Raw genomic sequence first — 19,540 nt, 5'->3', positions numbered from 1 at the left:
CACATTGAGTGTATATTATATCAAAAAATCCATCAAGGAGAACCGAATGACTAGCAAAAAGAAAAAAACGAGTCCTGATAACGACAAGATTGACTTGAAAAAATTGAAGATTGCATTAAAAAATGTACTGGACAACGAAGAAGTCCCACTAAAGGAGAACATAACATTAAACGATTGGTTAGAATTGAAAATAGCACTAAATCCAATCAATAATTTTATAACAAAAAAATTAACCATTGCATTTATAAATAAATTGGAGATAATATTCAAAAATACACAAGACAGTCGTCTTAAGGGTATAAATGTCTCGGATTTGGAAAAAAAATATGACGACGAAGAAAATGTAAATAAAAACGGTTATGACTTTGGTATAGCCAATTTACCTATAATCGCAGAAGTAAAAGCAAATATTCCTTATGGAAAGAGGAAATATGGCTCAAGTCAAAAAACAGGTTTGAAAAAGGACCTTGATGGCTTATTTACTAAAAAGAAAAAGGCCAAAATTACAAAGGAGGCATTCGACGAAACTTACAAATTTCTTGTGGTTTTGGATTATGATCGCAACGGATACAATACATCGGAAGCTGTCGAGGATTTGATACATGGTTATAGTAATTGCGAAGAGGTTATAAAAATCGATCTAAATGATCCGCAAAAATTGGACAGTGGCCATGTTTACATCGTTATGCTAAAACCTGAGGATTCTAACCAACTCTAAAACAAATGAGTCTTTACAATATTTTATCCGTCATCATTTGTCGCATTTCCTATATATCTTTGTAGCTTCCAAATTTATAGGAGCAACCAATATGACGCAAAAGGAAATTATCGACAAGGTTCATGGACAAATGTATGAACCCATGCCTCTCAGCGAAGTGATTCACCGCATAGCAAAAGTCATTTTGCAAGAAAGCGAAAAAGACGGGAAAAAATTTCTTTCCCGCTTAGAACCTGCAACAAGCGCTTACGCCCACGCATATCCGGATGACATCTCGGATGGTCCGTGGGATATTTAGGATTTTCTTTTTTACACACAAACTGCCGATTTTAGGGGATATTCTGCAATTTAAAACCCCATTACGCGGCCCTGACGACCGTCTTTGTACGAGATTTCCAATTTTAGTGCATCAAGGATCGCTTCGGCGGTGAGGTCGCTCTCAAAGCGCAGGGTGCCATAAGCGGCGTTGAAGTCGCCAGGGGTGAGCATGCGCAGGTTCTTCGCCTCGGTAGGGCATTCCACCTGCGGAAAGAAGGCCCGCCACATCTTTTCAATGTTTTCGGGCTTGAGGAAGTCGAATTTCACCTTCAGCGCAAAACGTCTGCGCGATGCGGTATCGAGGCTCCCTTCAAAGTTGGTGGCGGCAATGAAAATCCCCTTGAAGTTTTCCATCTGCGTGAGCATTTCATTTACCTGGGTTACTTCCCAATTGCGGGCAGCGCCTGCGCGGTCGCGGATTAGGCTGTCAGCTTCGTCCAGAAAGAGAACGGCCTTTTTCTCTTCGGCTTCCCTGAACATGGCGCGGATTCGCTGCTCGGTTTCGCCTACATAGCAGTTCAGCAGGTCGCTGGTTCTCTTGATGAGAATCTTGCGGTTAAGCGTCCGGGCGACATGTTTCGCAAATTCCGTCTTGCCGGTTCCCGGCACCCCGTAAAGGAGGATGTTGAGCGAGTCGGGGCGGTCGCCTTCTTGCATGGAACGCCACTTGGCATCGAAGGACTGCGTGACATTCAGAACCTTTTCCATTTTGGTATCGATATTCAGTGCGTCCAGAATGTAGCTGGGGGAACGGCTTTCCTTGTCGCGGTTTGTGTACTCGATGTTCAGCTTCAGGAGCGTTGCCTGCGATTCGGCGATCGTGCGCACCGTTTTTACGGGATCAATTTTGCAGCCCGATTTGAGCAGTTTCTTGGTCCCGACAATGGCCTGCGTGATTCCGCCTGCGGTAATAGGGAGTTCCTCAGAGAGTTTTTTAACGGCCTCTTTGGGCAGGAACGATTTTGCTCCGTGCTCGTTCACCACAGAGTCCCAGACTTCACGACGTTTTTCGGCATCGGGACGCTCGAATTGGATGGAATAGTCAAAGCGGCGGAGCGTACTTTTCTCGACCCAATTAATGTTATTCGAAATCCAGATAACGGGCTTCTTGATTTGTTCTAAGAAGAAATTCAACGCGCCCTTTTCGCAGCAGTTCAAAATGACATCGGCCTCGTCCACCAAAAGGATTGCCTTTTTCTTCTGGTACTTGCTTGCGGCATAGAGAATGCTGCTCATGCGGCGACGTACCACGGAATCTTCCTTGCTTTCGCGATGGGCGCCTTCGGTGCTGATGTTGGTGAGAATGAGCGGGCACTTGAGTTCCTTCGCGATTGCTTTCGCAAGTTCCGTTTTGCCGGTGCCTTCTACACCGTAGAAAAATACGTTTAGGCAGTCTCCCGTCTTGCAGTGCTTCAACATGTTGAACGCGAGTTCCACTTTTGGATTTTTGCGGCAGAGTTTCTTGAACGGAATGCTGTCTCCTTCGTAAACCCTGAAGAAAAGGCTGTCCAGGTCTTTGCCGGAGTGCCCATCTAAAAACATCCCGATGCGTTTCGAAATGTCGGCGTCCTCGTCGATAATCGCCATCTTTTTGAGGGTTCCCTGATTCGAGACTGCGGAATCGAAATCCAATTCTGGATAGAGCTTGGTGAAAATTTCGGGCATAACCGTATCGCGGAAACGGCGAGAACTGATAGCATTCGTAAGGGATTCGCACTGTTCTTTGTGGAAGAAAATCCACGAGAACATCAGGAGTTCCATTTCGGTATCGTTCAGGCCAAACGCCTTCTGCACAATGTTCAAACGTTTAAAATACCCGTCGTCTTCGATATCCTGATTTTCTTTCAGGGTTTGCATAAGTTCGCGAATGATGCTTTCATAAAACACCTTTTGCGATGGGGTATCAAAAATACCCTCGTGATTCAAATAATTTTGCACGAAGTCGGAAATTTCTTGAATGGAACACTCCCTGTGGATGACGTCGTTGAAGCGGACAATGGCATTTTGACGACGCTGGTAAGCGACCGATTTCTCGTCATCATCGCAGCGGAGCCTCTTGCCCGCATATGCTGCATTCGAATCTTGAATATATTGTTTCTTTTGGGTTTCAGGCATGCGGTCTTCTTCGGCATTGATCTTTTCAAAATATGCCGATAGGTTCAAGAGCACGCGGGAGGCGTTTTCTTTGGGGAAAATGGCGATGCAGTCGTCCGGATCGGGGTAATTCTTGACAATGTGAAGCATGCGTATCCAATATTCATAACTCTTGAGAGTCACGAAGTCAAAATGGATTTTCTTTTTGGAGAAATCGGAATTAAGCGATTCTACCACGCCATTAAAATAATCTTTTTTCATAAAATCTCCATTTTTACATCAAAATATAATATGCGAATGTGACAAAAACTGACGCAACTCTACTTCTGAAAAACGGGTTGAATTTTTCATTCTATATATCGTTGCAAATGGAGATTTTGTAAATCAAATATTTAATCCGACCTTATTTATCGTATTAAAAGCCGCTATTGCGTGTTTGAAATCGCCACGTCTCTAACGAGGCAAGCAATGTCGGGTCGCTTGAATGTTTTTTATCCGTACATTTCTTTCAGGTAGTCCGCGAACTCGCTCAGCTTTTTCCGCAATGAAACGGGCTTGATAACGCAGGCGACGTTGGCGAAGGAAACGACCCAGTTGAACAGCAGCTGATTGTTTTCCACTTTCATTTTCGCAATGATTTTTCCGTTGCGGCCCTTGCTTATGCGCAAACTGCGGTTGAACGGACGCTCTTCCAAGTAAAGCTTCGCGCTGCTTTCGAATTCGATTTCGACATCTTCGAGTTTCGGTTCCTGACCGCTCATGAATGCAGCACCAGAAGCCACCTGCCTGCGGAGCTTTTCGACGGTTCTCGGATTTTCGACAAAGGTTTCTTTCGATAGTTTTACGCTCTTGATTCTACGGAACTTGAGTGTGTAGGTATCGCCAGCATGTTTTGCCGATTCGCAACCCACATAGATGTCGTTCTGGTAAATGATGATCATTAGCGGGATGCGTGTGGAACGCCTGTTCGAATCTTCGGTGAGATACTCGATATCGATTTTGCGGTGGTCGTGAATCGCCTGCAATATTACGCGAATTTTGTCGCTCGCGTCTTCTTCAAAATTGGGCGGCGTGCCCATGAAAAGAATTTTGCTGTTTAGTTCTTCGCCAAGTTGCTGAATAGATTTCTTTTCGCGTGTCGGCAGACTGTTTTCGATGCGTTCCAGCAACTGTGTAATGATTTCGCTCGTGGCCGGGTAAATGTTCGCGATGCGCCGCAAAAAGACGAAATGCAGCATCGTATTCTCGAAATTTGGAAACAGCAAACGATCGGCGTTTTGCAATGCAGAACTATAATAGAACGTGCGCCCCACGCTTTCCGCCTGAATGTAGCGACCGCCATCCATCTCGCTAAGGAAGCGCATATCGCGTTGCACGTTGCGTTTTTCGTTCTCGGGAATCTCCAGAGCCTCCGTCAAATCGTTGATGGTGAATTTCTTGTTCGGGTTCGCAATCACCTTCGCAAAAAGCTGTACCGTGCGTTCGCCGCGAGTCTTGTCTGCCATAATTACCTCTAATGGCAATATATATTTTTTCTATGCGGTTATAATTGTCGCATGCCGTTGATGTGAGAAAAGGAGAGTCAAAGGTAGCCGAACGAGTTTTTCTGCATTTTGAGCGTGAGAGGACGTTTTTAATTTTGACCAAACCGGTCCATATTCCACAGCAAATACAATGGGAGGCTCACGGTCGCACTGCCCTCGCAGTCGTTTACGGCAAGGTTCTTTAGCGAAACCTTGTAACCTATTGGTGGGGAATACTTCTTGCAGAATTGCCTGTAGCTTTTGGCTTGCGTGTTGGTTGCCGCCTTGACTTCTACAGGAACAATTTTTCCATCTTTTTCGTACAAGAAATCCAGTTCGGCACTGTTTCCAGAACGCCAAAAATAGGGATTCTTTTGTTGGTTGACAAGTTCATTCAATACGTAATTTTCGGTAACAGCACCTTTGAATGTAGAGAGCGCTCCGTCGTCCAGCAAAAGACTTTTGTAGCCAAGCGAAAGGCGACGGCCAAGCAATCCGATGTCCGAAAGATAAACCTTGAAATAAGAGGCATCTGCATTTGCCGAAAGCGGATGTTCGGCATTTTGGACAAGTTCGACCAGATGGACGAGGCCTGCATTTTTTAGCCACTGGAGTGCCCCCTCCAATTCATGAGCCCTCTTGCCCTCTTTTACATGCGAAAAAACAAACTTGTTGTTTTCCTTGGCGAGCTGTTTCGGCACGGAATCCCATGTCATACGGATTTTTTCGATTTCCGAAACGGGTGCATGTTTTGAAAAATCGTCGGCGTAGTCTTCAAGAATTTCGTCTTGAATTTTGCCCACCTTCTCGAAGTCCTTTGAAATCGCATATTCGCTCACAGCCTCGGGCATTCCGCCAACAACAAAATATTCTTTCAACAACCGTTCAAGCGGTCTCGTATAGACTTCGGGAATTTCGCGGTCTATGGGCCACTCTGAAAAAAGTTGTACGTATTTCTCTTCGCCGCACGCCATTAAAAATTCCACAAAATTCATCGGGAACATTTGCATCCGATTCACCTTCCCGACGGGAAAAGATATATTTTCCCTTTTCAGGGCAACACCTAAAAGCGAACCTGCACAAACCACATGAAGCTCGGGCTTGTTTTCGCAGAAGTATTTAAGCGATGTAATAGTTCGCGGAGCTTCTTGAATCTCGTCAAAGAAGAGGAGCGTTTTGCCAGCCTCGATTTTAGTCTTTTCAAGCAGTTCCAGTTCGGCGATAATCCGATTTACATCGAAATCGTAATCGAAAACGGCTGCGTACTTGGCGCTCGATTCAAAGTTGATGTAGCAAACATTTTCAAAGTATTCTGAACCGAAATCCTTCAGCGTATGCGTTTTTCCGCATTGGCGAACCCCGGTCAAAAGCAGTGGCTTCCGACGCTTACTGCCCTTCCAGGCAACCAAATCCTTCAAAATTTCGCGATTCATAGCCCCAATATACAAAAGTCATAGGACTTTTGTAACAGAAATTGCGTTTTTCGTATGACTTTTGTTGTTTTTTTGACTTTTGCACCGGCTATTCAGATAAAAAGAACAAATTACTGCGCGAATGTGCAGAATTTAGCCATGCAGTTAAACGGTTTGCCAGTTTTTTTCAAAAAATTTGTCGTTGCGAAAGTATTTGTCATAAAAAGATGTTATTTTTATTTCCACATAGCCCCGTACCGTGCTCAGATAAAGTCTAGCAATATTTATGGCAACAATGACTTTGATTCTGATTTTGCTACGGTTGAAGTTCGTAATGATTTCTTGAAAAAATGCTTTGCTAAAATTGTTGGGATAGAACCTTATATCGAAGTGAGCAACCATTCACATCCAAGATTCTTAAGAATCAAAGGTGCGAAGTATGAATGCGAAATTAGACCCGATGCTGGTGTAGCATGGGGATGGGCTTTAGACAATAGAGATATGGACAATCGCGGCTTGCGACTCAAGGACTGCGATGAATCTCTTGATAGGGATTTTGCACTTTTCAATAAAAGGACTTATGACGGCATTCTCTATACAGTTGCTTGGAAAAAGATCTGAAATTATATAAAATAGTTGTACATATACTAGGCAAACCTCAGTCGAGGTTTGAACAATACGGAATAGACGCTTTCCAGAGGGCGATCCCGCCACGTCTCAATTTGCGGCATGAGCTTCATCTCCGTTACGTCGGAGATGAAGCCTTCCGAAGCCTCGAAGCCGTAGATGTCCATGAGCATGTCCGAAATCTGGCGGGTCGTCATTCCCTTGGCATACATCGAGATGATTTTCTGGTCGATTTCAGCGATGTCCTTCAGGCGTTTCTTGACGATCCGTGGCTCGAATTCGGAGTTGCGGTCCAGTCCATTATCGAAGATGGCAAAAACAATCTGTTCCAACAATACGATCATCACTCCAAAAACATCGTCATGTAATATGGCAGCGTAACCATCTTGCCCATAACGCCTATGTTGTTTTCTGACAACTTGTAGCAAATTTTGGCCGCATAATTTTCGTTGTTCAGTACGGTCTTTGCAGATTTTGAACGGCCCGTCGTCGCCTTCACTTCGATAATGGCGAGTTCGCCACCGATGCTTTCTACAAAGTCAATTTCAAGGCCCGAATCCTTGCGGAAATAGTAAAGTTTGCGTCCCTGTTTCGAGAAGCAGTCCGCGACGATGTTTTCGTAGATGGCACCTTTGTAAAAGCCCATGTCCCCGCTCAGGATTTTTGCAGCAGTACCGCGCTCCAGCATGGCGACAAACAGGCCGGAATCCTGAACATATATCTTGAACGTGTTTTCAATTTTATAGCCGTCAAGAGGTTCCGCGATGTTGGTCAGGTTGTAACAAATGTTGATTATTCCGCAATCATGGAGCCACTGGATTGCGGTTTGGTAATTTTCGGAACGACCCTTCTTTTCAAGGGCTGAATAGACAAACTTGTTGTTCTCTTTGGCGAGTTGAGAGGGGATAGAGTCAAACACGCGGTTGATACGGCCAAGGAGCGTGCGGTCAATTTCCTCGTTCTCGTTCTCGTCAAGGTGCTTGCCGAAATCGTCCTTGTATTCTTCAAGAATGTCCTGTTGTTCTTGCCAGACTATGTTCATGTCGCTTGTTTCGACAAATCGTGAAACGACATAGGGTAGGCCACCTACGCAAAGGTATTCCTTGAAATAACGGAGCAGGGCGTTGTGTGTCGCTTCGCTTACGGGTTCCTTTCGTTTGAAACAACCCTTCAGGTATTCGATAACATTTTCGCCAATGCCTTTTGCCCACAGAAATTCCTCGAAATCCATGGGCTTCATGTAGATGATTCGTTCAAAACCGGTAGGGACGCCTTTCCCCTTTTTGCGGTTATAGCCTTTGATGCCGAGCAGTGAGCCTGTACAAATGAGATCATAGCGGCCATCTTCCATAAAGGGCTTGATGCTTGCTCGTGCATTAGCGCATTCCTGAATTTCGTCAAAGATGATGACGGTCTTGTTTTTGACAAAATGCGTGTTAGGGAAAAGCGCCGATAGGTCGATGGTAATTCTGTTTATGTTGAGGTCGCCTTCGAAAACCCTTTTAGCACTTTCGTTTTCCTTAAAGTTGATATAGACAATGTTCTCGTAGTTGGTTCGGGCGAATTCCATGACGCTAGACGTCTTGCCAATTTGCCGCATGCCCTTGACGACCAGAGCCTTCTTTTTGCCCCCCGAAACCTTCCATTTTTCAAATTCTTTAAGGATTTTTCTCTTGAACATGTTGTAAAACTACACTTTCTCAAGCGAATTGTCAATGTTTTACCGCACTTTTTCAAGTGAATTAGTGCGTATAATATGCACTTTTTCAACCTAAAAAACGTAAAAATGTCAATTTTAAACGAAAAACGGCAGCTTACAATCCAATTACGTAGGCCTAGCGGTCGTCCTATACTTGATGAACTTTTTGAAATCAGATATGGCGCTGTAGCGGTGCATTTAAAGCTCCGACTTGCCCTTCCTTTTATCAAAGAGTTCGCCATCATCGTCAAAAAAAGCTCTCTTGAAAAAAAAGTCCAGGCTCTTGAGGGCATTTTCAAAATAACGCTCTGCAATAATTACTCCTTTTTTGCCATTTCAAAATAACATGGAAACCGTTTTACTTATCACCATAAAAACGCATACTATCCACGACAAATACCGACGCGATTGGAAGCGTTTTTAAATTTCAACTCTTTACTGTTGCTAAAAAATCCAAGTTTGGCACAAATCCTTTTTACGGAGATCTAAAGTGCTATTTCATTTCTCCGTTAATAATTGATGTTTTTTATCTGTTTTCTTTCAATTAATACAAATTGGCGGTCAATCATTTGGCCCGCATGGAATTTTTCATTGGATTCCTTTTTATTGAAATGGCTTTGCTTAACTTTTATATTGCATCCTTCATTTTCACTTGGATTTATCCATTCCCATTTATTAGATCCATTACTCTTAACTTGATAAGGATCGTAACAATACACCCAACCTTTTTTTATAAAATACAGTGATATAATGCCAGCAAGGTTTTCAGTTTATACAAAAAAACGCACGGCGTAAACCGTGCGATTTTATAGTATTAGGAGAAAAGAAATTTATTCTTTATCCTTGGCGGCTTTCTGCATTTTTTCCAAAGCCGCTTTCGGGTCGAGTTCAATTTCTTCGGAAGCGTCATCGACAAGAGAGGCAAAATCATTGTACCAATCGGTAAAGATTTCCACTTGCAGATGGTCTGGTCCCGGCAAAGTCAGGCGAACTCCGCATTCGTCGCCGACACGTTCGTTGTATTTGTCGAGTTCCGGCTTGAGCAGGGAAAGGTCCATGCCTTCCATGTCTTTCGGGTCGAGCCAAATCGGCAATTCCTCGGCTTTATCGGCTTCGGCATCCTTGTCGCTTTCGTCGCATTCGCAGGAACAGTTGCCGCAGCAATTTCCGCAGCACTCCTCGTCGTCTTCAATGCCCGAATCGTAATAGAATTCTTCGTCTTCCAGATAAAGGGTTTCGACGAAAACGCATTTGGAACCGAGAGCCTTGGCGACATCGACAAATTCCTGGAAGGTTCCGCCGAAATAGCGCACGGTTTCGGCTTCCGGGTTGATTTCCTGAACGGGAACCGGCAAAAAGCCGAATTGTTTCAGGTTGTTGAATATTTCGTCTGTGACATTTTTAATATCTGCCATTTGATTTCCTCACTGGTGGTATTTAATAAGGCTTGGCGCTTTTTCGCGAATCAACTTGAGAATCCGAGCTTCGGCTTCGTCACCGCGGGCGGTATCCCGAACGTTGCACATGGGCTGGAAAAGCGGGCTGTTGAAAAGCGTTCCCAGAGGAATCGGATTTTTGCGGCAGAAAGTCGTTTCCACAAAATCGCGAGCCGCGTCTTGCAAATCGTCGCATTTCTGGAATTCGCCTTTCTGGAAAGATTCGTAGAGTTCCACGAAAATCTTCGCCGCTTCGGGAATATTCGCCGTGGCACTGACGAGGGCCGTTCCGCCCATTTCGAGCATATCGATAAAAAATCCGTCTTCGCCGCTCATGACGGCAAAATCGTTGTTCTTGGTCTCGTTGATGACGCGCTTGGTGTCTTCGTGGAATTTTTCGCCGATGCGGAAATCGACAGCCTGCTTGAGCCCGATGATGTTTTTGTCTTCGGAAAGGCTGATCAATGTGTCGGGGTGGACATAGCTCGCCGTGCGGCCAGGAACGTTGTAAATGATAATCTTGGCTCCGGTTTCGGAACTGAGCGTCTTGAAATGCTTTTCGATGCCTTCTTGCGAGGGATTGTTGTAATAGCCGGTCACGCAAAGAACGGGGACCGCAGCTATTTTCAGCACTTCTTCAATCATTTCAACGGATTCGCGAGTGCAATTGGAACCCGCACCCGCAATCACGGGAACTCGACCGTCCACATAGTCGAGAGTAAACTTGATGATGTCGAGATGCTGCTTGTGGGTGACGGTGGCACTCTGGCCGGTGGTTCCGACCGGAAGAATCCCCGAAACTCCGGCTGCAATCAAATCGTCTATCATTTTTTCCATCTTTTTGTAGTCGATGGAATTCCGAAGGTTCTTGGGATCGTCGTCCTTGAGGGGCGTAAAAAGAGCGGGGAAGACTCCGCGCAATTGAGAAGCGTTTGTAATTTGCATGGTATAAAAATAAACAAAAATCGGGAAAAATCGCCCACATTTTCAAAGGAATTGGCATTTTTGCTTTCTTTTTTGCGGTAGGATGGAAATAATAATTTTCAAAATCCGATTCACGGGTATATTTTTAGAGCGTTCATTTTTTAGGCGTTTGATTGCCAAAACGCTTTTTGCAAACGAGGTGAAGTGTATGGTTCAAATTTGGAAAATTGCCGTTCTGGGTGCGGCTCTGGTTTCGGTGGCATCCGCTGTGGATTCTTTCAAGTGGAGCAGTGTGGCCATGGGCGGCGGCGGATTCGTTTCGGCGATTGTGGCTTCTCCTTTGGAAGAAAATCTTTTTTATGCAAGAACGGACGTGGGCGGCGCCTACCGCTGGAACAACGCTTCGGAACGGTGGGAATCCATGATGGACTGGGTCGATGTTTCGGAGCGCGGACTTTTGGGCGTGGAAGCCATTGCCGTGGACCCCAAAGAAGCGGAAACGGTTTACCTGATGACGGGAACCAGCTATTTCAACAACGGACGCAGTGCCTTTTTGAAATCCACGGATAAAGGAAAGAGCTGGGAACTCCATTACGTTTGGGACGAAACGGGCGAAAAGGGCGGCGCGGTCAAAAATTTCGGTGTTCACGGAAACGGCATGGGACGCGGAAACGGGGAAGCCCTTGCCATCGACCCGAACAATTCAGACAATATGTTCTATGGTTCCCGGCGCTCCGGACTTTGGAAATCCACGGATAACGGCAAAAGCTGGACGCATGTGGATGCTTGGACTGCGGCTGCGGGAAGCGATACGACCTGGAACGGTTCGGGTTTCAGCTTTGTCCAGTATGCGCCCGGAAATTCCAACGTGATTTATGCGGGATTTTTGCGGGACGGCTCAAAAGGGAACGGCACATTTGAAAACGTCTTCACCTCGACGGATGGCGGTGCTTCTTGGAAAGCTCTCCCCATTCCAGACAAGTTGCGTTCTACTGCGGGGGGAAGCCTTGTTCGCCTGATGCCCCAACGTGCGGTGGTGGCCAAGGACGGTTCTTTTTTAATTGCGACTTTTGCCGATGGCGCAGGCCCCCATACCATGGCATGGGACGAAGGCTGGGGAATGATTTACGACGGATTCGGGCGGGGTGCGGTGCTGAAATATGATGTGGCAAGCAAAACCTGGTCCGATGTTTCTCCGGAAAATTTACTGTATTACGACGGCGCGAAATACGACATTGTTGATGTGGCCGATTCCAATTATCAGTATTGCGGTCCCTATGGCGGTATTGCCATCGATCCGAATAATTCCCAGAACATTGTCATTACGACGGAAGGCTATACCGGCGCACAGTACTGGAAGCTCCCCAGCGGCTCTTACGATATGGATGGGCAGTGGGGAACCCAGATTTACTACTCCACAGACGGTGGAGAAACTTTTGTGCAATCTTTTGCCTATAATACGACGACGGTCACCATGGATGAAAACGGTATCGGCTGGATGAACAACAGTTCTATCCACTGGTCGGGAAGTGCCGCTATCGATCCTTTTAATCCGAAACGGGTCTTTGTCACTTCGGGCAATGGAGTTTTCCGCTCGGAAGATATTACCGCATTCACTTTAATCGATGATCCTTATCTGCATTCCGGTTCCCGTGTTTATGATGCCTGGGGAGCGGTCACCAATAATCAGGTCTGGAAAGTTTCGTCCCACGGAATCGAGGAAACGGTGCCATACGACGTAGTGAGCATTCCGGGCGGTCCCATGATTTCCGTCATTGCGGACTATGACGGCTTCCGTCACGACAGCATCTGGAGCTACCCCAGCAATCGGCATCTTTCGTCTGTAAATAGCGGAAGCCCTGTAGGTTCCACCTGGGGGCTTGCCTATGCTCCTCTTTCAGGAAAACTGGTGAAAGTTAGCGACGCCCGTGTTTACAAAGCCAAGTATAACGATATTCCCATGGCTCCGCTGCAATACTCTGCGGACTCTGGCAAATCCTGGAGCGTGGAAACCTATACCGGTCCCAATTCCTCTTACAAGGGCGGCACGGCAGCCATTTCTGCAGACGGCTCTGTTGCCATCTGGGTTCCGGGGGAAGGGACGACTCAGGTTTTCCGCAATTACAATTCGACCACTTGGGACAACGTTTCGGGAATTACCAATTCGGCTTATGTGGTGGGTGACCCGAAAAACGCCAACGTGTTCTACGCTTACGATAAATCCACGGGCGCATTCTACAAAAGTTCGGATCAGGGCGAGACTTTTGCCAAAATTTCCGAACCGGGAGTGAGCCAATTCAAAAAATTCCGTGCGATTCCGGGAAAGGAAGGCGATCTTTGGCTTCCCATTGGCGAAATCGATGAAAACGGCAATCCGAAAAGCGGAAAGCTGTTGCACTCCACAGATGGTGGCACGACGTGGACGGCGGCAGCGGGCATCGGCTATACCGAAGCGGTGGGCTATGGAATTGGCCCCAAAAATTCGGGAACCGCCCTTTATGCTTTTGGCATTGTGGATGGCACATCGGGAGTTTTTGAATCCTCCGACGAAGGGGCGTCTTGGACGCGTGTCAATGACGACGCTCACGAGTATGGCGGCCTTGCCAACGGAGAATTTGTCATGGGCGACATGAACACTTATGGCGTCGTCTATATGAGCACAGCCGGGCGTGGAATCGCTGTTCGGGTGCCCGTCGATTGGAATATGGAATCGACAAGTTCCTCTTCGGCAATTCCCAAACCGTCTGCTGAAAATGCCGTCAAATTTAGCCGAGTCGCCTTTGTGGAAGCCGGCAAGCTGAATCTGGTGGTAAATCGCTCTCAAGTCAAAGTCGCCCTGTACGATTTGAACGGCGAAAAAATTTACAGCCGGACTTTAAATCATTCCGAAAGCATTCCTTTGAAGAGCATGGTCAAATCCAGTGGCTCATACGTCTTGCGAGTCACCAGCGGCAAAACTTTGCTTCTTTCCGAAAGACTCGGCATTTCTCGCTAGTTTCGCCCGCATCAAACGATTTTTTTGCGCAGACGTTTCTTTTGCCCTCGAATAAAGGGGGCAAAGCGTTTGCTTCCCCCAAAAATTTCGTTTTAAAAGGCCAAAAATTTTTATATTATGCGGCGATATTTTGACCAATCTGACGATTGAAGGTATTTTATGGGCAAAAATCTCTATCAAAAAGTATTTGAAAGTCACATTGTGGCAAAGCTGCCAAGTGGACAGTATCAGCTTTTTATCGGAACGCATCTCTGTCACGAAGTGACAAGTCCGCAAGCGTTCGCCATGTTGCGCGAAGAAGGACTCCGGGTAAAATATCCGGAACGCACTTTCGCTACGGTGGATCACATTATTCCGACAACGGCGGATGCCCGCAAGCGTCCGCTCGCCGATCCGATTTCCGAAGAAATGCTTTCTCACATTGAAAAGAACACCAAGGATTTTGGCGTACGTTTCTTTGGTCCGGAAACGGGGGAGCAGGGCGTCATTCACATTGTGGGACCGGAAGAGGGCGTGACCCAGCCGGGTATGACGGTGGCTTGCGGAGACTCGCACACGGCAACTCACGGTGCGTTCGGAGCGGTCGCTTTCGGCATTGGAACCAGTCAGGTCGCCGATGTTCTCGCCACGCAAACTTTGGCGATGAGTCCGCTGAAAACCCGTCGCATCAACTTTACCGGAAAGCTCAAACCGGGCGTTACCGCCAAAGACGTCGCTCTGGCCTACATTGCAAAGCTTGGCGTAAACGGTGGTGTGGGATATGCTTACGAATTTGCCGGTCCGGTCATCGAAGCCATGGATATGGAAGGCCGCATGACCGTCTGCAATATGGCGATTGAAGGCGGAGCTCGTGTCGGCTACTGCAATCCGGACGAAAAGACTTTCGCCTTCCTCCGCGGGAAGCCCTATGCGCCCAAAGCGGACAAATGGGATGAAGCGGTCGCTTACTGGAAGTCAGTTGCGACAGATGCCGACGCCGTATTCGACGATGAAGTTGAAATCAACTGCGACGAGTTGGAACCGATGGTCACGTGGGGAATCACGCCGGCTCAGGCGATACCGCTGAACGGAAATATGCCGCGTATTGACGAGTTCCAAGGGTCGGAACAGAAAGTCATTCGCGAAGCCTATGAATACATGGGTTGGGAAGAGGGCGGAAAAATGATCGGAACCCCCATCGACATCGCCTTTATCGGTAGCTGCACCAATGGACGTCTTCCGGATTTGATCGCAGCCGCAGAAATTTTAAAAGGCAACAAGGTTTCTCCGAAGGTCAAATTGTGGGTGGTTCCCGGTTCCATGAAAATCAAAAAAGAAGCCGAGTCGCTCGGTCTGGACAAAATCTTCAAGGAAGCCGGTGCCGAATGGCGGGAAGCGGGTTGTTCTCTTTGCCTGGCGATGAATCCCGACAAACTCCAAGGCCGCCAGATTAGCGCCAGCTCCAGCAACCGCAATTTCAAAGGACGTCAGGGAAGCCCGACCGGCCGCACTATTCTTATGAGCCCGATTATGGTCGCTGCTGCGGCGATCGAAGGCAAAGTGACCGACGTCCGTAAATACATCAAGTAAGGAGCGAAACGATTATGTTGACTGTGATTGATTCTGTAAAAGGTTCCGGCATCCCTCTGCGTGGAAACGACATCGACACTGACCGCATCATTCCGGCGCGCTTCCTCAAGTGCGTCACCTTTGATGGTCTGGGCGACAACGCCTTTGCCGACGATATAGCCGGCCTTGCCGAACAGGGGAAAACGCACCCTTTCCGCGATCCCGCTTACAAAAACGGCTCCATTCTGGTTTCCAACCGGAATTTTGGTTGCGGCTCCAGCCGTGAACACGCGCCGCAGGCTCTCAAGCGTTGGGGCGTCCGCGCCATCATCGCCGAAAGCTATTCCGAAATTTTCTTTGGAAACTGCGTCGCCATCGGCATTCCTTGCTACAAGGTTTCGCACGAAGTCGCCGACAAGATTCTCGACTGGATTGAAACGCATCCGTCCGAAGAAATAGAAACGAGCACGAAGGACAGAACCCTTAAAATGGGAAACGAAGTCGTGGCACTTGAACTTGCCGACGGTCCTCGCGGGCAATTCCTCGACGGCTCCTGGCATGCTCGCGGCGTCCTGCTTTCCAATGCAGACAAAGTAACCGGACTTGCGGAAAAACTCCCTTATATGCAGTTCCTTGCCCGCTAATCGGTAATTGCAAGCAAAATCAAAACCCGTCAGCATTCATCTGGCGGGTTCTTTTTTTAGGATTGCGAATTTTACGGAGCTAAAACTCGAGTTCCCCTTGAGTTCCTTGGGGAGTGGGCAAGTGCAAAGCCTGATAAGCTCTAGGAGTCAAAATGCGACCGCGAGGAGTCCGCGAGAGAAATCCCTGCTGGATTAAAAAAGGCTCGTAAACTTCTTCCAGCGTATCCGGGTCTTCGCCGAGAGACGCTCCGATTGTTCCCAGCCCGACGGGGCCTCCCGAAAAATTCACAGCAATCGTCGAGAGAATCTTGCGATCCATCGGATCCAGGCCTTGGGAATCGATTCCCAACAGTTTCAAAGTCCGTTCCGCCACGTCCAAATCGATGAGGCCTTCGCCCCGCACCTCGGCGACATCGCGCGCCCTTCGGAGAATGCGGTTGGCGATGCGCGGCGTCCCTCGGCATTTAGAGCTCAAAAGTGCCGCGGCTTCATCGGTAATTCGGGCGTTTAAAATTTTTGCGCTGCGCTTGAGAATTTTTTCCAAGTCTTTGGCGGGGTAGAGTTCCAGGCGAAAATGCAAACCAAAACGATCGCGAAGAGGCCCTGTCAACAATCCGGTTCGAGTTGTCGCGCCGATCAGCGTAAAATGCTTCAGCGGCAAATTGACGCTGCGTGCTGCCGGTCCGGAATCCAGCATGATGTCCAAACGGAAATCTTCCATAGCGGGGTAGAGATACTCTTCGATAACGCGACCCATCCGGTGAATTTCGTCGATAAAAAGAACATCGTTCTCGCCAAGGCTTGTGAGAAGTCCAGCAAGATCGCTCGCTTTTTCTAAAACGGGACCGCTCGTAATGTGAATTCCGACCCCCATCTCTTTGGCGATGATTCCGGAAAGAGTCGTTTTCCCGAGTCCCGGAGGTCCCGCAAAAAGGCAATGATCTAGAGATTCGCCTCTTTTTTTGGCCGCTTCGATCGCAATCTGCAAACTTTCCTTGATGTGATCTTCGCCCGTAAAATCGGCAAGGGTTTCGGGGCGCAAGCTGCGTTCCAAATCCGCTTCTTCGCCATTCGCCTGTTCTGGAGAAATAATACGTTCCGACATCATTTACACGTGTTTGAGGGCTTCGGGGATAAGATCTGTCACTTTGGCATTTTCACCGAGAATTTCCACAGCCTTTGCGACGGCCTTCTGTGCAGTGGGATCCTTGACTCCCAGAGTATGCAAAGCCTGAATCGCTTCGCTCTGGTTGGGGGAGAGAAGCGCCGTCCGTTCGCCGCCTTCGACAGAAGAAAGCGCAAGGGCTTTGTCCTTAAGGGTAAGCACAAACATTTCCGCTGTCTTTTTTCCGACTCCCTTAATTTTTCCAAGAGCGGCTTTGTCTTCGCGCGCAATGATGGAGAGAAAATCCCCGGGTGAAATGGAAGAAAGAATGCGTTGCGCCGTTTTGGGACCCACGCCATTGACGGAAATCATGCTGCGGAAAAGTTCTTTTTCCTGCAAATCCGCAAAACCGAAAAGTTCCATCGCGTCTTCCCGCACAACAAGATGCGTCAAAAGGGTCAGTTCCGCCCCTTCTTCAGGCAGACGCTCGCCGGTTCGTGCGGAAATCTGGACTCCATAGCCGACACCGCCACATTCGAGAACAGCAAAAGTAGGATGGCGTTCCACCAGAATTCCGTGCAATCTTTCAATCATAGCTCAAAATATAGAAATTGAGTGCCGCAGCAAAAGATTTTAAAAGCACAAGTCCAAAATAAAAGAATCCACGAAAGCATTCCAACTATATGTCCGATAATACCCATTATGTAAACTAAACGAGTGTTTTAAATATGCGGATATCGCGACGCTATATAGTTTGAAACTCCGTTTCCACCCCGTGCAAAACGAATTTCCAAACCACAGGTTTCCCACCAGATAGCCAAACAATAGTTGCAAGCCCATGTGGCAAAACGAAGCTGCGGTTTCAAACCCTGGTTCAAAACCCAGTTTCGACACATGGTAGGCAACGGGTGTTTAAAACGCTCTGTTTGCCACAAATTGTTTAAAAATTGGCTTTTTTCGCTGATTTTCGTGGAAAACGGGTTTAAACTGCGGTTGGACACCAAGTTTGCCACGCTAAAGACGCCATTATCTTTTCCAGGATTTTCTCGTTGCCAGATCAAGAGGCGTTCGAGCGTAAAGTTTGCCCGGACCTCCATTAATTTGAAGAAGCCATAAAGTTGTCTGCCGAACTTTCTAACCACCGAAAATCCTTAAAAGACATTGCCCGTTTGTTTGCGTTCTCGCTCCTTGGTTTGCCATTCCTGCGGCTCATCGTCTTCTACTTTACAGAAGGGCTAGGCGTCCCATCAACAAAATCTGGAAAATTTAAAAGACGACTTTTCCAAGATTCCTCTTCATCCTTTTTTTCCCGACAAAACTCACTTTTCTTATGATGGCGAATCTTTGATTTCCGCTTGTTTATTTGGCCGAGTTGTTATTTTATTGCATTTATCTTGGGAAAAATCTTTTTTTTTGCAAGAAAAAAGCCCTTTTCCAAAATGGAACAGGGCTTTCGTGGATGATGCAGGGATCGAACCTGCGACCCGCTGATTAAGAGTCAGCTGCTCTACCAACTGAGCTAATCATCCATTGCGCCACAAAAATAAAAAAACAAAATAGAACGGCAAGGGAAATTTTTAAAATTGATATATTTTCTGTCATGGACAATGGCGAGTGGCTGGATGCGTATCTGTCTTTTTTAGGTGTCGAACGGAATCTCTCCCCCGCCACCATTCAAAGCTACGGCGAAGATTTGCGCCACTTCATTTTTTGGGCAGACAACCGCGGTTCCAATATCGGCGATCTGAAACCCGAGGAGCTGGATTCCTTTTTAACGGAAATCGCTGGTCGAGAGGAATACAGTCCCACTTCTGTCGCCAGGCATTTTTCCAGTCTCCGAGGCTTTCTCAAATATTTGCAACAAGAAAAACAATTTCCTTATTCGACAGACAATCTTTTGGCGACTCCCCGAATCGGCAAATACTTGCCGCAATGCTTGACCCGAGAAGAAATGGACAGCATTTTTGAAAGGATTCAAACGGAATCTAAAAATCCGGAACGGGATACCGCTCTTGTCGAATTGCTTTATTCCGAAGGCTTGCGCATTGCCGAAGCGCTTTCTTTGCGCCCGCAAGACATCGATTTTGACAACGAATGGATTACGCCAATAGGAAAAGGAAATAAGCAACGTCTCATTCCTTTGGGTTCGCAAGCCAAAGACAACATCAAACGATGGATGAACGGTCCTCGCTTGCGATTCCAATCCAAAGCCAATACGGTCATATTGAATTCGCGAGGAAAAAAAATGTCGCGTATGGGCGCGTGGAAAATCATCCAGAATTTTACATCCCACTTGGATAAACACGTGACTCCGCACACTTTCAGGCATTCTTTCGCAACGCATTGCTTGGAAGCGGGAATGGATTTGCGCGTTCTGCAAGAGCTTTTGGGACACGCCAATGTAACGACTACGCAAATTTATACCCATATCAATGGCCAGATGATGCGTGAAGAACATCGGACTTTCCATCCACGGGAAATTTCCAAGTAAGAATAC

Annotated in this window: 18 protein-coding genes, 1 tRNA gene and 1 pseudogene; 8 read left to right on the top strand and 12 right to left on the bottom strand. The window is 47.1% G+C overall.

The annotated features are described in order from the left end of the window. Positions 1-46: 46 nt before the first annotated feature. Complete coding sequence (locus BGX14_RS00630; protein ID WP_143394066.1) at positions 47-718, top strand: hypothetical protein; 672 nt, start codon at positions 47-49, stop codon at positions 716-718. 91 nt (positions 719-809) lie between these two features. Beyond that, entirely contained in the window at positions 810-1,016 is a 207-nt protein-coding gene (locus BGX14_RS00625; RefSeq protein ID WP_095878775.1) for a hypothetical protein, read from the top strand. 50 nt (positions 1,017-1,066) lie between these two features. Here BGX14_RS00625 and BGX14_RS00620 read toward each other — a convergent pair whose 3' ends face one another. The 3 genes from BGX14_RS00620 to BGX14_RS00610 form a co-directional block, all read right to left on the bottom strand. After that, positions 1,067-3,391 carry an ATP-binding protein gene (locus BGX14_RS00620; RefSeq protein ID WP_095878774.1) on the bottom strand — a complete coding sequence of 775 codons (2,325 nt, stop codon included), beginning with the start codon at positions 3,389-3,391 and terminating at the stop codon, positions 1,067-1,069. A 230-nt stretch (positions 3,392-3,621) separates the two neighbouring features. Beyond that, a complete protein-coding gene (locus BGX14_RS00615) occupies positions 3,622-4,635 on the bottom strand; it encodes a YafY family protein (protein WP_095878773.1) in 1,014 nt (337 codons plus the stop codon). A gap of 128 nt (positions 4,636-4,763) precedes the next feature. Continuing rightward, complete coding sequence (locus BGX14_RS00610) at positions 4,764-6,086, bottom strand: ATP-binding protein (RefSeq protein ID WP_095878772.1); 1,323 nt, start codon at positions 6,084-6,086, stop codon at positions 4,764-4,766. A 54-nt stretch (positions 6,087-6,140) separates the two neighbouring features. Here BGX14_RS00610 and BGX14_RS00605 point away from each other — a divergent pair, with 54 nt between their 5' ends. After that, positions 6,141-6,686, top strand: a complete 546-nt coding sequence (locus BGX14_RS00605; RefSeq protein ID WP_095878771.1) for a hypothetical protein — start codon at positions 6,141-6,143, stop codon at positions 6,684-6,686. 29 nt (positions 6,687-6,715) lie between these two features. Here the strand turns inward: BGX14_RS00605 and BGX14_RS00600 are convergent. Beyond that, positions 6,716-6,985, bottom strand: a pseudogene (locus BGX14_RS00600) (transposase); the annotation flags it as partial. Between the two features lie 50 nt (positions 6,986-7,035). Beyond that, positions 7,036-8,373 (bottom strand): ATP-binding protein, encoded by a 1,338-nt coding sequence (locus BGX14_RS00595; protein ID WP_073306464.1) that lies wholly within the window; start codon positions 8,371-8,373, stop codon positions 7,036-7,038. Positions 8,374-8,478: 105 nt separating this feature from the next. Here BGX14_RS00595 and BGX14_RS00590 point away from each other — a divergent pair, with 105 nt between their 5' ends. Next, positions 8,479-8,736 (top strand): hypothetical protein, encoded by a 258-nt coding sequence (locus BGX14_RS00590; RefSeq protein ID WP_158223182.1) that lies wholly within the window; start codon positions 8,479-8,481, stop codon positions 8,734-8,736. A gap of 164 nt (positions 8,737-8,900) precedes the next feature. Here BGX14_RS00590 and BGX14_RS00585 read toward each other — a convergent pair whose 3' ends face one another. From BGX14_RS00585 to dapA, 3 genes are all read right to left on the bottom strand, one after another. Beyond that, positions 8,901-9,110 (bottom strand): hypothetical protein, encoded by a 210-nt coding sequence (locus BGX14_RS00585; protein WP_095878769.1) that lies wholly within the window; start codon positions 9,108-9,110, stop codon positions 8,901-8,903. 111 nt (positions 9,111-9,221) lie between these two features. Continuing rightward, the gene (locus BGX14_RS00580) at positions 9,222-9,806 is read right to left on the bottom strand and encodes a hypothetical protein (protein WP_095878768.1); all 585 of its coding nucleotides are present in this window, start codon (positions 9,804-9,806) and stop codon (positions 9,222-9,224) included. 9 nt (positions 9,807-9,815) lie between these two features. Further along, the gene (dapA, locus tag BGX14_RS00575) at positions 9,816-10,772 is read right to left on the bottom strand and encodes a 4-hydroxy-tetrahydrodipicolinate synthase (RefSeq protein ID WP_073306096.1); all 957 of its coding nucleotides are present in this window, start codon (positions 10,770-10,772) and stop codon (positions 9,816-9,818) included. A 187-nt stretch (positions 10,773-10,959) separates the two neighbouring features. Between dapA and BGX14_RS00570 the strand changes: the two genes are divergently transcribed. From BGX14_RS00570 to BGX14_RS00560, 3 genes are all read left to right on the top strand, one after another. After that, on the top strand, positions 10,960-13,746 hold the full coding sequence (locus BGX14_RS00570; protein WP_158223181.1) for a T9SS type A sorting domain-containing protein: 2,787 nt from the start codon (positions 10,960-10,962) through the stop codon (positions 13,744-13,746). Positions 13,747-13,905: 159 nt separating this feature from the next. Continuing rightward, positions 13,906-15,315 carry a 3-isopropylmalate dehydratase large subunit gene (gene leuC, locus BGX14_RS00565; RefSeq protein WP_073306098.1) on the top strand — a complete coding sequence of 470 codons (1,410 nt, stop codon included), beginning with the start codon at positions 13,906-13,908 and terminating at the stop codon, positions 15,313-15,315. Between the two features lie 14 nt (positions 15,316-15,329). Continuing rightward, a complete protein-coding gene (locus BGX14_RS00560) occupies positions 15,330-15,938 on the top strand; it encodes a 3-isopropylmalate dehydratase small subunit 2 (RefSeq protein ID WP_073306099.1) in 609 nt (202 codons plus the stop codon). A gap of 79 nt (positions 15,939-16,017) precedes the next feature. Here the strand turns inward: BGX14_RS00560 and ruvB are convergent, their stop codons facing one another. From ruvB to BGX14_RS00540, 4 genes are all read right to left on the bottom strand, one after another. Then, positions 16,018-17,046: a Holliday junction branch migration DNA helicase RuvB gene (gene ruvB, locus BGX14_RS00555; protein WP_078776431.1), complete on the bottom strand. Its 1,029-nt coding sequence runs from the start codon at positions 17,044-17,046 to the stop codon at positions 16,018-16,020. After that, positions 17,047-17,637 (bottom strand): Holliday junction branch migration protein RuvA, encoded by a 591-nt coding sequence (gene ruvA, locus BGX14_RS00550; protein ID WP_095878766.1) that lies wholly within the window; start codon positions 17,635-17,637, stop codon positions 17,047-17,049. It lies immediately after the preceding gene. A 128-nt stretch (positions 17,638-17,765) separates the two neighbouring features. Then, the gene (locus BGX14_RS00545) at positions 17,766-18,185 is read right to left on the bottom strand and encodes a hypothetical protein (RefSeq protein WP_143394065.1); all 420 of its coding nucleotides are present in this window, start codon (positions 18,183-18,185) and stop codon (positions 17,766-17,768) included. Positions 18,186-18,499: 314 nt separating this feature from the next. After that, positions 18,500-18,572, bottom strand: a tRNA-Lys gene (locus BGX14_RS00540). A 71-nt stretch (positions 18,573-18,643) separates the two neighbouring features. Here BGX14_RS00540 and BGX14_RS00535 point away from each other — a divergent pair. After that, positions 18,644-19,534, top strand: a complete 891-nt coding sequence (locus tag BGX14_RS00535) for a tyrosine-type recombinase/integrase (protein ID WP_073306102.1) — start codon at positions 18,644-18,646, stop codon at positions 19,532-19,534. Positions 19,535-19,540: the final 6 nt, after the last annotated feature.

Origin of the sequence: Fibrobacter sp. UWS1, from assembly GCF_002300445.1 — a bacterium.
GTDB lineage: Bacteria > Fibrobacterota > Fibrobacteria > Fibrobacterales > Fibrobacteraceae > Hallerella > Hallerella intestinalis.
This window is presented reverse-complemented; position numbering and strand designations above follow the sequence as displayed.

What these genes read in the sequence shown, in the direction of transcription:
- BGX14_RS00630 (WP_143394066.1), top strand. Translation starts at nt 47, where the DNA reads ATGACTAGCAAAAAGAAAAAAACGAGTCCTGATAACGACAAGATTGAC.
- BGX14_RS00625 (WP_095878775.1), top strand. Translation starts at nt 810, where the DNA reads ATGACGCAAAAGGAAATTATCGACAAGGTTCATGGACAAATGTATGAA.
- BGX14_RS00620 (WP_095878774.1), bottom strand. Translation starts at nt 3,391, where the DNA reads ATGAAAAAAGATTATTTTAATGGCGTGGTAGAATCGCTTAATTCCGAT.
- BGX14_RS00615 (WP_095878773.1), bottom strand. Translation starts at nt 4,635, where the DNA reads ATGGCAGACAAGACTCGCGGCGAACGCACGGTACAGCTTTTTGCGAAG.
- BGX14_RS00610 (WP_095878772.1), bottom strand. Translation starts at nt 6,086, where the DNA reads ATGAATCGCGAAATTTTGAAGGATTTGGTTGCCTGGAAGGGCAGTAAG.
- BGX14_RS00605 (WP_095878771.1), top strand. Translation starts at nt 6,141, where the DNA reads ATGACTTTTGTTGTTTTTTTGACTTTTGCACCGGCTATTCAGATAAAA.
- BGX14_RS00595 (WP_073306464.1), bottom strand. Translation starts at nt 8,373, where the DNA reads ATGTTCAAGAGAAAAATCCTTAAAGAATTTGAAAAATGGAAGGTTTCG.
- BGX14_RS00590 (WP_158223182.1), top strand. Translation starts at nt 8,479, where the DNA reads ATGTCAATTTTAAACGAAAAACGGCAGCTTACAATCCAATTACGTAGG.
- BGX14_RS00580 (WP_095878768.1), bottom strand. Translation starts at nt 9,806, where the DNA reads ATGGCAGATATTAAAAATGTCACAGACGAAATATTCAACAACCTGAAA.
- dapA (WP_073306096.1), bottom strand. Translation starts at nt 10,772, where the DNA reads ATGCAAATTACAAACGCTTCTCAATTGCGCGGAGTCTTCCCCGCTCTT.
- BGX14_RS00570 (WP_158223181.1), top strand. Translation starts at nt 10,960, where the DNA reads ATGGTTCAAATTTGGAAAATTGCCGTTCTGGGTGCGGCTCTGGTTTCG.
- leuC (WP_073306098.1), top strand. Translation starts at nt 13,906, where the DNA reads ATGGGCAAAAATCTCTATCAAAAAGTATTTGAAAGTCACATTGTGGCA.
- BGX14_RS00560 (WP_073306099.1), top strand. Translation starts at nt 15,330, where the DNA reads ATGTTGACTGTGATTGATTCTGTAAAAGGTTCCGGCATCCCTCTGCGT.
- ruvB (WP_078776431.1), bottom strand. Translation starts at nt 17,046, where the DNA reads ATGATGTCGGAACGTATTATTTCTCCAGAACAGGCGAATGGCGAAGAA.
- ruvA (WP_095878766.1), bottom strand. Translation starts at nt 17,637, where the DNA reads ATGATTGAAAGATTGCACGGAATTCTGGTGGAACGCCATCCTACTTTT.
- BGX14_RS00535 (WP_073306102.1), top strand. Translation starts at nt 18,644, where the DNA reads ATGGACAATGGCGAGTGGCTGGATGCGTATCTGTCTTTTTTAGGTGTC.